General features: G+C 66.5%; 15 protein-coding genes. All 15 read left to right on the forward strand.

The window, feature by feature from the left end:
* Nucleotides 1-75: 75 nt before the first annotated feature.
* On the forward strand, nt 76-459 hold the full coding sequence (locus tag DACI_RS21025; RefSeq protein WP_012205980.1) for an integrative conjugative element protein, RAQPRD family: 384 nt from the start codon (nt 76-78) through the stop codon (nt 457-459).
* A complete protein-coding gene (locus DACI_RS21030) occupies nt 456-689 on the forward strand; it encodes a TIGR03758 family integrating conjugative element protein (protein WP_012205981.1) in 234 nt (77 codons plus the stop codon). Before DACI_RS21025 ends, DACI_RS21030 begins: the two co-directional genes overlap by 4 nt.
* A 16-nt stretch (nt 690-705) precedes the next feature.
* Entirely contained in the window at nt 706-1065 is a 360-nt protein-coding gene (locus DACI_RS21035; RefSeq protein WP_012205982.1) for a TIGR03745 family integrating conjugative element membrane protein, read from the forward strand.
* Between the two features lie 13 nt (nt 1066-1078).
* Entirely contained in the window at nt 1079-1489 is a 411-nt protein-coding gene (locus tag DACI_RS21040; RefSeq protein WP_012205983.1) for a TIGR03750 family conjugal transfer protein, read from the forward strand.
* Nucleotides 1486-2178 (forward strand): PFL_4703 family integrating conjugative element protein, encoded by a 693-nt coding sequence (locus DACI_RS21045; RefSeq protein ID WP_012205984.1) that lies wholly within the window; start codon nt 1486-1488, stop codon nt 2176-2178. Before DACI_RS21040 ends, DACI_RS21045 begins: the two co-directional genes overlap by 4 nt.
* A complete protein-coding gene (locus DACI_RS21050; protein WP_012205985.1) occupies nt 2175-3113 on the forward strand; it encodes a TIGR03749 family integrating conjugative element protein in 939 nt (312 codons plus the stop codon). Before DACI_RS21045 ends, DACI_RS21050 begins: the two co-directional genes overlap by 4 nt.
* Nucleotides 3103-4512: a TIGR03752 family integrating conjugative element protein gene (locus DACI_RS21055; protein WP_012205986.1), complete on the forward strand. Its 1410-nt coding sequence runs from the start codon at nt 3103-3105 to the stop codon at nt 4510-4512. The genes DACI_RS21050 and DACI_RS21055 overlap by 11 nt, the downstream gene beginning before the upstream one ends.
* Complete coding sequence (locus tag DACI_RS21060) at nt 4493-4942, forward strand: TIGR03751 family conjugal transfer lipoprotein (protein ID WP_012205987.1); 450 nt, start codon at nt 4493-4495, stop codon at nt 4940-4942. The genes DACI_RS21055 and DACI_RS21060 overlap by 20 nt, the downstream gene beginning before the upstream one ends.
* Nucleotides 4942-7851 carry a conjugative transfer ATPase gene (locus tag DACI_RS21065; protein WP_012205988.1) on the forward strand — a complete coding sequence of 970 codons (2910 nt, stop codon included), beginning with the start codon at nt 4942-4944 and terminating at the stop codon, nt 7849-7851. The genes DACI_RS21060 and DACI_RS21065 overlap by 1 nt, the downstream gene beginning before the upstream one ends.
* Nucleotides 7852-7866: 15 nt before the next feature.
* The gene (locus tag DACI_RS21070) at nt 7867-8631 is read left to right on the forward strand and encodes a DsbA family protein (RefSeq protein WP_014596091.1); all 765 of its coding nucleotides are present in this window, start codon (nt 7867-7869) and stop codon (nt 8629-8631) included.
* A 178-nt stretch (nt 8632-8809) separates the two neighbouring features.
* Nucleotides 8810-9304, forward strand: coding sequence for a RadC family protein (gene radC / locus DACI_RS21075; protein WP_012205990.1), 495 nt, complete (start codon nt 8810-8812; stop codon nt 9302-9304).
* 164 nt (nt 9305-9468) lie between these two features.
* Nucleotides 9469-9915 (forward strand): TIGR03757 family integrating conjugative element protein, encoded by a 447-nt coding sequence (locus tag DACI_RS21080; protein WP_008266034.1) that lies wholly within the window; start codon nt 9469-9471, stop codon nt 9913-9915.
* Nucleotides 9912-10859, forward strand: coding sequence for a TIGR03756 family integrating conjugative element protein (locus tag DACI_RS21085; protein WP_012205991.1), 948 nt, complete (start codon nt 9912-9914; stop codon nt 10857-10859). Before DACI_RS21080 ends, DACI_RS21085 begins: the two co-directional genes overlap by 4 nt.
* Before the next feature lie 10 nt (nt 10860-10869).
* On the forward strand, nt 10870-12276 hold the full coding sequence (locus tag DACI_RS21090) for an integrating conjugative element protein (RefSeq protein WP_012205992.1): 1407 nt from the start codon (nt 10870-10872) through the stop codon (nt 12274-12276).
* Nucleotides 12273-12644 (forward strand): hypothetical protein, encoded by a 372-nt coding sequence (locus DACI_RS21095; RefSeq protein ID WP_008264618.1) that lies wholly within the window; start codon nt 12273-12275, stop codon nt 12642-12644. The genes DACI_RS21090 and DACI_RS21095 overlap by 4 nt, the downstream gene beginning before the upstream one ends.
* Nucleotides 12645-12659 lie beyond the last annotated feature (15 nt).

Here is a 12659-nt window from a genome sequence, read left to right on the forward strand (position 1 = left end):
GTTCTTATTGTTTGCGGCCTGATACGCCTTTGATCGCCACGATCAAGCCATTGCTTATCACACAGGAATGGCGCGATGTTGGCTCCGATCTGGCTGCGCGCCGCGCATCGCGGCGTGCCAACTTTTCTCGTGACGGCCCTGCTGATGGGTCAGTTCCCGGTTGCCTTGGCCGAATCCCCGGCACAGCGCCAGGAGCTGGTTGCCGCGCTACGCCAGCTCGACGCGCTGGAGCGCACCATCGCGGATGGCGCTGCACACGCACCCATCCAGCCGGGCGAGCGCTACCACTTCGATTACCCACGACTGCTGGCTGATCTGGCGCGTGTGCGCGCCGGCATCCAGGCCTATCTCACACCGTCGCGCGCCCAGCCACGCGACCTCTCCGAACTGGCTGGTGAGTACCGCACCGAGCGGACCGCCCCGCCATCGCTGCCGACGACTGCGCAGGGCAGACCATGAACGGCGCCCAGGTCTCGGCATTTCAAGCCAACAGCGGTATCGCGCCGTCCGCGATGGCGACCGTTCTGGTCGGCATCGTGTTTGCGGTTCTGCTCGTCTGGGGCGTCTGGGCCATCCGAACGGCCTACGTGGGGTGGGCCGAGAACCGCCTCAACCAACGCCAGTTCCTCGGCGTCTGCATCCGCTTCGTCGCGATGTACCTCGTCATGACGTTCTTCCTCCTCTCCTGACCTGAAGGGATTGACCATGCCAAACCGCATCCTCACTACTCGTTTTGTCCAACGCGCCGCCGTCGCCCTGGGTGCCGCCGCGCTGCCCGCGCTGTCGTTTGCGCAAGGTCTGCCGCAGCTGGAAAACCCGACCCGCGGCGCCGGCAGCGGCATCATGGAAACAATCAGGAACTACGGCTACGACATCATCATGCTCGTGGCCCTCCTGGTGGTGGCGTCGATGTTCATTGGCGTGTGCTACCACGCCTACGGCACCTACGCGGAAATCCACACCGGTCGCAAGACTTGGGGGCAGTTCGGTCTCACGGTCGCCATCGGCGCCGTCCTGCTCGTGATCGGCATCTGGCTGCTCACCGAAGCCACCGGCATCCTGTAAGCGAGGACGGGCTATGTCCGAGCAACAGCATGTCCGTGCCGATGGGACAGTCACGTTCCTTCCACACCGGCTCAACAGGCACCCGGTGGTCGTGCGCGGCCTCACTGCCGATGAGTTGTGGATTTGCTGCGGCCTGTCCGGCGCTGCCGGCCTGGTGGTTGGCGCGCCGCTGTCCTGGGTGTTACGCACCATTGCCATCGCGCCGACCTTCGTTGTCCTGGGCGTGGCGCTGGGCGTTTTCATCGGCGGCGGCATCCTGCGCCGTCTCAAGCGTGGGCGTCCCGACACCTGGCTGTACCGGCAGTTGCAGTGGCGCATTGCCACGCGCCATCCGCTGATGGCCGCTTGGGTGGGCGGCCATGTGCTGATCTCGCGCTCCGGCTTCTGGACCATCCGCAGGGGCATGCACGGGGGCGCGCGATGAGCCGTTTCAAGAACGAGATCACCCACCTGCAGGCGCACATCAAGACGCTGCGCCTCGGCGCGGGTGCGCTGGTCATCGTCGCCCTGGTCATGGGCGGCGGCTGGTGGAGCGCACCGCGCGATCTGACCATCCACGTCCCGCCTGACCTACGCTCCGGCAGTACCCGCAAGTGGTGGGAAGTGCCGCCCGAGTCGGTCTATGCGTTCACGTTCTACGTGTTCCAGACCCTCAACCGCTGGCCGACGAATGGCGAAGAAGATTACCCGCGCAACCTCCATACGCTCTCGCCGTACCTCACCCCGTCCTGCCAGGCATTCCTCAAGGCGGACTACGACTACCGCCGCAGCACCGGCGAACTGCGCCAGCGGGTGCGCGGCATCTACGAAATCCCCGGTCGCAGCTATGGCGACAACCCCACGGCGCGCGTGCGTGTGATCTCCGACCGCGACTGGGTGGTGACGTTGGACATCAGCGCCGACGAGTACTACGGCGCCGAGCAGGTCAAACGCGCCCTGGTGCGCTACCCCGTAAAGGTCGCGCGGGTGGACGTCGATCCCGCACGCAACCCGTTCGGCCTGGTGATCGACTGCTACGAGGGCACGCCCCAGCGCATCAGCGCACCGGAGCCGACGCGCCCGGTGCCTGGTGGCCTGACGCCGCAAGCGCCTCAAGGAGGTAATTCCCCATGAAGCCCATGAAGCATCCTGTACTCGCGCTGCTGGGGCTGCTGGCCGTGGCCGCCGCAGTGGTCGTGTCCCCCGCTGTCCAGGCGGTGGAGATCCTGCGTTGGGAGCGCATGCCGCTGGCGGTGCCGTTGAAGGTCGGCCAGGAGCGCATCGTGTTCATCGACCGAAACGTCCGCGTGGGCGTTCCCGCAGGCGTCGGTGAGCGCTTGCGCGTGCAGAGCGCGGGCGGCGCGGTGTACCTGCGCGCCAGCGAGCCGATCGAGCCCACTCGGCTGCAATTGCAGGACGCCGACACCGGCGCGCTGATCCTGCTCGACATTGCGGCGGAGCCGCCCAAGGACGGCGAAGCCGAGCTGGAACCGGTGCGAATCGTCGAGGGCAACAACTCAACAGCGCGCTATGGCGATCAGCCTGACGGTGCCGATGCGCCCCATGCACGCGCTCAGGAGCAGGCGGGCACCCGGACGGCGCGGCGCGAAACGCCAATCCCCGTCGTGCTGACACGTTTTGCTGCGCAGAACCTCTACGCACCGCTGCGCACCGTGGAAGCCTTGCCAGGCGTCATGCGGGTCAACCTGCGCCGCGACCTCGACCTCGGCACGCTGATGCCGACCTTGCCGGCACGCGCGGTCGCGCTCGCCTCGTGGCGCCTGGAAGACCAGTGGGTCACTGCCGTGCGCCTGACCAACAGTAGCAACGACTGGATCAGCCTCGACCCGCGCGTGCTGCAAGGGGATTTCCTCACCGCCACCTTCCAGCACGAGGCGCTTGGCCCGCGCGGAACCCCCGAGGACACCACCGTCCTGTACCTGGTGACGCGCGGGCACGGCCTCGCGCAATCGCTGCTGCCGGCGATCCATCGCTTCGACCCCGCTGTGCATCTCCCGCAGCCCAAAGCAGCAGCCAGCGACGACAGGGAGGCCCGCCATGCGCAGTAACGGACTCCTGAAGTGGCTGCTGATCCCCGTGGCCCTGCTGGTGCTGTTTGTCGCCATCCGGCTGTTTTCCGGTGGCGGTGCGTCGGCACCGCCTGTCGCGGATGGCGGCGGCAGGCTTACGCCGGAAGAAATGAAGGCGCTGGGCATCGAGGGTGACACCCCGCGCGACACCGTGGCGACGCTGGTTGCCCAGGTGAAGCAGTTGCGCACCGAGCTTCAGACCGCGCTGTCCGACAACAGGTCGCAGCGTGAGGAGAACCAGCGACTGCGCCAGCGCGAGAACGCCATCGACCAACGCATCAGTTCCGCCCTCGAATCCGAGCGCTCCAACCTGCGCCGCGACCAACAGCAGGCGGCCAGCGCGCGCCAGCAGACCGAGGGGCTGCTCGCTGACCTGCAGCAGCGCCTGGACAGCATCGGCGGGCGTGGCGGCGGCCATGCCGATTTGCCGGTGGGGCTGGGCCTGCGTGACGGCGACGAGGCCGGCATGGAAGGCGGTATGCGCTGGGTGGAGCCGGATGACGCGAAACAAAGCGACGGGCGTGGCAGGTCGAATGGCGGCATAAGCTTCCCCACCAGCTTCGGTTCCGCACAGAGCACGCTGGAAACCACAGCGCAAACCGTGGCGAACGCGGGCGCACGCGCGGCAGGCGTCAAGAGCCCGACGCCCGTCTATACCGTGCCGACCAACTCGACGCTGATGGGGTCGGTGGCGATGACGGCGCTGATTGGCCGCGTGCCGATCGACGGCACGGTGAACGATCCATACCCCTTCAAGGTCTTGGTCGGGCCTGACAATTTGACCGCGAACGGCATCGACATTCCCGATGTGGCCGGGGCCGTGTTCTCCGGCACCGCATCGGGCGACTGGACGCTCTCCTGCGTGCGCGGCCAGGTGCGCAGCATCACCTTCGTGTTCCATGACGGGACCATCCGCACCATCCCCGAGGATCGTGAGGGCAACCAGCAGAACAACCAACAACGCGACGGCCTGGGCTGGATCAGCGACCCGCACGGCATTCCCTGTGTCAGCGGCGAGCGGCGCAGCAATGCGCAGCAGTACCTCGGCACCCAGGCGCTGATCACGGCGGCTGGGGCTGGCGTGGCCTCGCTGATCGAATCCGACAGTGGCAGGGCGTCCTATGTCGGCGCCGACGGCTCCATCGGCAGCGTGGGCATCAGCGGCCAGGAAGCCGTGGGCCGGATTCTCGCCAGCGGCGTCCAGGACATGTCGAGCTGGGTCAACAAGCTCTACGGCCAGGCCTTCGCTGCCGTTTATGTGCAGCCCGGTGCCAAGGTCGCCGTCCACCTCGAAAAGCCGCTCGCCATCGACTTCGATCCCGAAGGCCGCAAGGTCGATCACCGCGCAGGAGAAAGCCATGCCCTCGAACTTGAATAGCTGGGCTCAGGGCCTGGCGCTGGCCTTGGCCGTCGCGCTGCTCGGTGGCTGCGCCACCAGCAAGGAAAAGCTGCTGACCCACGGAGACAGCACGATGATGAACATCTGGCAGCAGAACGCCGGCGACGGCGGCGGTGGTGCCGGCCAGGTAGCGCGCAGGCAGTTGCTCGATGCGCGCCAGAGCCTGCGCAGGCCGCTGACCGAGATGGACGTGCAGGCCGCGCCTGCCGAGCAGATGCGCTACACGCGCACGGCGCGCAACGAGGTCTACCGCCAGTTCCAGCGCCTGCCCAACCCCGATCTCGTGATGTACGTGTATCCGCATTTGGCGGGCACCGACCCAGTGCCGATTCCGGGCTATACGACCGTGTTCCCGCTGTACCAGCGCGTGCAGTACGCCATGCCAGGCGAGCGCGTGGAGGATTACTGATGCGCTGGAAAATCCCCAGACCGAAGCCGACCGCGCCGAAGCTGGCCGCATCCGATGCTGACGACGACGAGCAGCCGGACGGCTGGCAACGCCACGTCGAGGCACTGCGCCAGGCCGGCATCCCCGAACCCGGCACGGCGGTGCAAGGCCGCAGGCCGGCGACCCTGGCAGACGAGCAGGCGCTGTACGAGGTCGCGCCGTCGTTCGTGGAACTGCTGCCCTGGGTGGAGTTCCTGGCGCAGTCGAAAGCCATGTTGCTGGAGGACGGGCAATCGGTGGCGGCGTTCTACGAGCTGGTGCCGCTGGGCACCGAAGGCCGGGAACCTGGCTGGCTCGCGCAGGCCCGCGATGCCTTGGAAAACGCGCTGCAGGACAGTTTCGATGAACTGGATGAGAACCCCTGGGTGCTGCAGCTCTACGCTCAGGACGAGCCCAGTTTCGACCAGTACATGCAGACCCTGCGCGACTATGTGCAGCCGCGCGCCCGTGAGACGGCGTTCACCGAGTTCTACCTGCGCTTCTTCGGCCATCACCTGCGCGCGGTGGCCAAGCCGGGCGGTCTGTTCGAGGACACGGTGGTCACACGGCTGCGCTGGCGCGGCCAGACCCGGCGTGTGCGCATGGTGGTCTATCGCCGCGTGACCGGCCAAGGGCAAAACAGCCGCCGCGGGCAGACGCCCGAGCAGATGCTCAATATCGTTTGCGACCGCCTGTGCGGCGGACTGGCGAACGCCGGCATTCAGGCCCGGCGCATGGTGGCTGCGGATGTTCACGACTGGCTGCTGCGCTGGTTCAACCCGCGTCCCACGTTGCTTGGGCCTGGGGCCGAAGACAGGGAGCGCTTCTATGCGCTGGCGCGCTACCCCGACAGTACGGAGGCCGGCGAAGACGGCGAGATCGAATTGGCGAGCGGGCGGGATTTCAGCCAGCGGCTGTTCTTCGGCCAGCCGCGCTCCGACGTGGCGCAGGGCACCTGGCATTTCGACGGCCTGCCGCACCGCGTGCTGATCACCGACCGCCTGCGCATGCCGCCGGGCACAGGGCACCTGACCGGCGAGACACGCAAAGGCGATGCCATCAACACGCTGTTCGACCAGATGCCCGAGGACACCACCCTTTGCCTGACGATGGTCGCCACGCCGCAGGATGTCCTTGAGGCGGACTTGAACCACCTGGCCAAGAAAGCGGTCGGCGAAACCCTGGCGTCGGAGCAGACGCTCAAGGACGTGCATGAAGCCCGTTCCCTGATCGGCAGCGCGCACAAGCTCTATCGCGGCACGCTGGCGTTCTACCTGCGCGGGCGCGATGAGGCGGAACTGGACCGACGCGGCCTGGATCTGGCGAACGTCATGCTCAACGCTGGCCTGCAGCCGGTGCGCGAGGACGACGAGGTGGCACCGCTCAACAGCTACCTGCGCTGGCTGCCGTGCTGCTACAACCCCGGCCAGGATCGGCGCAAGTGGTACACCCAACTGATGTTCGCCCAGCACGCGGCGAACCTCTCGCCGGTGTGGGGCCGCGCCCAGGGTACGGGGCACCCCGGCATCACGATGTTCAACCGCGGCGGCGGGCCGATCACCTTCGACCCGCTCAACCGCCTGGACCGGCAGATGAACGCCCACCTGTTCCTGTTCGGCCCGACGGGTTCGGGCAAGTCGGCGACCCTCAACAACCTCTTGAATCAGGTCACGGCGATCTACCGACCCCGCCTGTTCATTGTCGAGGCCGGCAACAGCTTTGGCTTGTTCAGCGACTTTGCCCGGCGCCTGGGCCTGACCGTGAACCGGGTCAAGCTCGCGCCGGGCTCGGGCGTTACCCTGGCGCCGTTCGCGGATGCGCGCCGGCTGATCGAGACGCCCAGCGACGTGCAGACGCTCGACGCCGATGCCCTGGACGAAGACCTGCCGCCCGATGCTGTGGCCATGGAGGCAGATGAGCAGCGCGACGTACTGGGCGAATTGGAGATCACCGCGAGGCTGATGATCACCGGTGGCGAAGACAAGGAAGAAGCCCGGATGACGCGGGCCGACCGCTCGCTGATCCGTCAGTGCATCCTCGATGCCGCAGAACACTGCCACAGCAAGGATGGCGAGAAGCGCACCGTGCTCACGCGCGATGTGCGCAATGCGCTGCGCACGCGCAGCCAGGACCCGACGCTGCCGGAAATGCGGCGTGTGCGACTGCTGGAGATGGCCGACGCCATGGACATGTTCTGCCAAGGCACGGACGGTGAAATGTTCGACCGCGACGGTTCGCCGTGGCCCGAGGCCGACATCACCCTGGTCGATCTGGCGACCTATGCCCGCGAGGGCTACAACGCGCAGCTCTCCATTGCCTACATAAGCCTGATCAGCACGGTGAACAACATTGCCGAGCGCGATCAGTACCTGGGCCGCCCGATCATCAACGTCACCGACGAAGGGCACATCATCACCAAGAACCCGCTGCTCGCCCCCTACGTGGTGAAGATCACCAAGATGTGGCGCAAGCTGGGGGCCTGGTTCTGGCTCGCCACACAAAACATCGACGATCTGCCGCGCGCCGCAGAGCCCATGCTCAACATGATCGAGTGGTGGATCTGCCTGTCGATGCCACCCGATGAGGTGGAGAAGATCGCCCGCTTCCGCGAACTCTCGCCTGCGCAGAAGGCGCTGATGCTTTCGGCGCGCAAGGAAGCCGGGAAGTTCACCGAGGGCGTCATCCTCTCCAAGAGCCTGGAAGTGCTGTTTCGGGCCGTGCCACCGAGCCTCTATCTCGCGCTTGCGCAGACCGAACCCGAGGAGAAAGCCGAGCGTTACCAACTCATGCAACAGCACGGCATCAGTGAACTCGACGCGGCCTTCAAGGTGGCCGAGAAGATCGACCAGGCGCGCGGCATCGAGTCGCCGGCCTTGGGCCTGCCGCAATAGCCGCCGGAGACTGCCGTGAAACCGAAACATCCTTCCATTCCGATGCCAGTCCAGGCGCTCCGCCATCGGCGCTCGCGCAAGCGCTGGCCCTGGTTCTTGGCCGCTGGATTGATCGCGCTGCTGCTGATCTGGCTCGTGTCCCGCGCACCCAGCGAACCCGCGTCGTTGGCTCCCGCGCCGGTCAGTACCGCGCAGGTGGCCGGGCCGCCCTGGCAAATGGGCAACGCGCAGGGCCGGTTCACGCTGACGCTCTATGCCGACCTCGAATGTCCGTTCTGCCGGGAGTACTTTCCGCAACTCAAACGCTGGGTGGGCGCCAACGCGGACGTAGCCCTGCAATGGCAGCACCAGCCGCTGGCCGCGCACGAACCGGCCGCCTCTGCCGAGGCACGCCTGGCCGAGTGCGCCGCCGAAAGTGGCGGGCATGTGGCCTTTTGGCAGGCCATTGAATGGGTCTATGCGCACACGCGCAGTGACGGCCTGGGCTTGCCCGAGGGCCTGCGCTATCCCGGCCTAAACCCAGCCGTCGAGCAGTGTTTGGCCAGCGAGCGGCCCGAAACGTTGATTCGCGCTCAGGCCGAGGAAGCCACCAAGGGCGGCGTGACCGCGACGCCATCCCTGCGACTACACGATCGCCAGACCAGCCAGGCGATCCTGCTGCAGGGGCCTATCGAAGGCGATGCACTGCTGTCGGCCATGGACATGCTGGCAGCTGAGGATTCGGTCGTTTCACCCACTACGGAAATGCCTGCCGACGTCGTCGGCGACATGCCCAGGTAGCCCGCGGTCATTGAGGCTACGGCGCAGCACGCTGCGCTGACCGCTACCCGTTCGCCCCGCATCCTGGCCGCGAACGATCACCGCTGCTGCGGTGATGGATGCACCTTGTTCCATTCCCTGGAGGGCCTGCCCTCCAGGGGCATGTGCGCCCTCCGATTTCCCTGCCTGGAGGTTCGCCATGTCTGTCGTCATCAATGACTCCTGCCTGGAGTCGCTTTCCGATATTTCTGTTCAGAACGAGGACTGGATCGTCCAGCAAGCCATCGTGTTGCTGGAGCGACGGGTTTTCAAAGCAGGGCCACGTCTTGAACGGCCCGCTGCGGTCAGGGACTACCTTCGCTTGAAGCTGGTCGCCGAGCCCAATGAGATATTCGTCGTCGTGTTCATGAACAGCATGCACGACGTGCTGGCCGTGGAGCCGATGTTCCATGGAACGATCAATGCGACCTCGGTTTATCCGCGTGTCGTGCTGCAACGCGCTTTGCAACTGAACGCCGCTGCGGTCATCTTCGCCCATCAGCACCCCTCGGGCACCACCGAGCCATCCAATGCGGATCGCTTGCTGACCGAGCAGTTGAAGACGGCCTTGGCGCTTATCGACGTGCGGGTACTTGACCATTTCGTGATTGGTCAGGGCACACCGTACTCGTTCGCCGAGTCTGGTCTTTTGTAGGAAGGCCCGTGGTTCACTGATCACAGCGGGGGCTTCGGCCTCCGCTTTTTTCCATGCGGCAGCACCGAACAGGTATGCGGGGTGCCCGCGATGCGCATTGTTTGTTGGGGCGGCAGCGGGTTCGCGTTCGACTATGGCTCTGATCAACTTCCAGGGCACGCGACATGCCAGCATCTTTATTCCGCTTCGCATCCGGCTGGCGAACCCTTGGCCTGGCCGTTGCACTGCCGGCATCCTTGGCCGTTTTCAGCCCAGCCACCTTCGCCGCCGATGTGGTGGTCGTCACCGACAGCCGCCACCCGGTCAAGACCATGGGTGGCGAGCGGTTGATCGAGTTGGATGAAGGCCCGCGCATCGAAGCCGAGCTTTCCGCACAGCTGCCCGCCGATCCTGAGCAGGCCACGGCCATCGTCAAGCGCCGTCTGAACAACGGCGGTGCCGACCTCCAGCGCCGCATTGCTTCCGCATACCAGGGCGTCGCCGACGCATGGAGCCTGGGCGTCACCAGCATCCCGGCGGTCGTGGTGGATCAGCGTTACGTGGTCTATGGCGAGCCGGACGTGGCCCGTGCCGTCGCGCGCATCGAGCAACACCGGAGGCCGCAGCCATGACCCGACCCTTCGAGCGGATGCGCCGCCTGCGTGCTGGCGTGGTCTCAGTGCTGCTGCTCAGCGCCACGGGCAGCTACGCCCTCAACACCGCAACCATCGTTGGCTCAGTGGCATCGCCGGACTGCCTCGAATACCGCGTCGTCGGCATCTGCTACTGGCTCTACTGCACCTGGACGGGCTGCACGGTGCGCACATCCATCAAGGTCCGCCACTACATCCCCGATGCGGTCGTCTCCAGCTACAGCAACACCGGCGAGAACCCTTGGGTCGAAGTCCGGGCGATGAGCGCGCCCAACCCATCCGCGCAGGCCGGCGGGGACGGCACCACCAACGAAGACCACGAAAACAATCTCGCCAAGTTCAAGAACGCGGACGTCATCGGCCATCCCGGCGTCGAGGTGTTCAACCAGTTCGTCTCATCGTCGGGCTACTTCTGCGAGGGCGCGGGCACGGCGTTCATGCCGTATCTGCTCAGCACCCTGGACACACTGGCCTGGCGCTACAACGTGCCGGAGATGGCCTACCCGGAGGCACTAATTCCGGGCAGGCGCGAGGTCGGCGCGCGCACCACGATGAACCTGTGGGGCAACGTCTATCCGCGCGGCGGCTTCCTGCACCAGGCCGACGACCACAAGGCCGGCGCCGTGGTGGCCCAGCGCGCCGGCGATGTCGTCACGCGCCGTGGGCAGATTCACGTCTATCAGCCGCTGCTCGCCAACTCGCGGCCCGGTTACTGGCCTGCCGGCGCGCTGATGGAAGGCGATGCCTCGACGGGCAAGTGGCAGGAACTCACGCCCGTCCTGTCCTCGTCCTGCACGGTGTTCCCGCGCAGCGGCTTCCTGACCCAGGCGCAGCAGGGCGATTACGCCTGGGCGCTGTGGCGGCCCTATGCGTGCTGCGAACGTCGCGGCCAGGTATTCCTCGGCAGCGTCGATTTCCAATGAGGGTACGGCGATGAAGCGTCCTGAACTGACAAACCTCTCCACCAAGGCGTGCCGCCTGCTGCGTCCCACGGTATTGGCTGGGCTGCTGGCTGGCGCACTCGTTCTTGGCGGCGGCCTGGCGTGGGCGCAGGCCGGATTTCAGACCGGCGGCTCCGTGATCGGCGACGAAGTGATGTATTCGATTGGCGGCGGCAGCGCGGTGTCCATGGGCCGCGTGGCCGGCATGCGCTCGATCGGCGTTGGCGTGGGCTGGAACAGCAACCTGATCTGCGGCGACATGAGCATCCAGACCACGCTGCGCAACCAGCTCAACGGCGTCACCAACGGCTTTCAGCAGATCATGAGCAACGTGATCCAGAGCGCCACCAGCGCGGTGGCATCGCTGCCTGCGCTGATCATCCAGCGCGCCGATCCCGGCCTGTACAACCTGCTGACCAACGGCGTGCTGCAGGCGCGCCTGGATTTCGACCGATCCAAGCTGACCTGCCGTGCCATGGCCGAGAAGATGGCCGACACGGCGGGCGGACAACTCGGCTGGAGCCAGATGGCCGAAGGCATGGCACTGCGCGATGCGGTGTCGAGCACGGATGCCGTGTCGGCAATTGAACAGGCGGAGACGCGCCGCGGCAACGACGGCGTGCCTTGGGTGGGTGGTAGCAATGCGGGCGGCGCAGGCCAGTCGGCCATCCGCGTGGTCGGCGACGTCACCCGCGCAGGCTACAACCTGGTCAACGGCCGCAGCGTGACCGACACATCGTCCATCGCTGCCGCCAGTTGCGCGAGTCTGTCTTGCCAGACCTGGACCTCGCCACAGCAGGCGACCGAATGGGCCACACGGGTTCTCGGCGAACAGGTGCAGCGCACTTGCGATGCCTGCACCAAGACCGAAACGGTGCCCGGCGTCGGGCTGACGCCGCTGATCCAGGAGGAGTACGAGGCAAAGCTGGAAGCCTTGCAGGAACTGGTCTCGGGAACGCGCAACACCACCTTCGAGAACCTGCGTGCGGCTGGCAGCACCTCGCTGCCCATCACACGCGGCGTCATCGAGGCGCTGCGCGACGAGCCGGATCAAGACCTGCTGGCGCGGCGCCTGGCCTCGGAGGTCGCGCTGGCGTCGGTGCTGGAGAAGGCATTGCTGCTCCAGCGCACCCTGCTGACCGGCAAGAAGGAGCCCAACGTCGCGGCGAACCAGTTGGCGGTCGAGGCCGTGAACCACGAGAGCGACACGCTCGACCAGGAAATCCGCAACCTCAAGACCGAGCTGGAGCTGCGCCGCGAGCTGGCGAACAACTCCCCCATGGCCATCATCCAGCGCCACGGCACGCGCGCGGCTGGCTCGCGTGGCATCTACGAAGGCGATCCCATTCCCGACCGCCTTGACCGGCTCCAGAAGGGCAATCCGGGAGGCAACCCATGAACCCGACGCGCGCCAGTTGGCTGCGCCCGCGCTGGCTGCTGAATCGGCGCGCGGCGAAGGCATTGCTGTGGACGGTGGTGCTCGTCGCCGCTGCCGTGGGCGCCAACATCGTCGGCATTTTTCTCGTCGGCAGCATTGACAACTGGGAGCGCTGGCTGACGGCCACGGCGGGCTACTTCCTGGTGTGGCGGCTGTGCCTGTATGGCGCAACCGCCTACGGCTGGGTCTGGATGCGTCGCCGGCTGCTGGCGCGTGAGGCCCAACGCGGGGCGGATAGGCAGGCGCGGCGGCGACTGCTGCGCAGCGAGATCGCTGGCGTCGCCGCCATTGTGGCGCTGGAAGCCAGCCTGTTGCTGCAGGCCGCTTGAGGGGAGATCGGGGTC

Source organism: Delftia acidovorans SPH-1 (assembly GCF_000018665.1).
GTDB lineage: Bacteria > Pseudomonadota > Gammaproteobacteria > Burkholderiales > Burkholderiaceae_C > Comamonas > Comamonas acidovorans.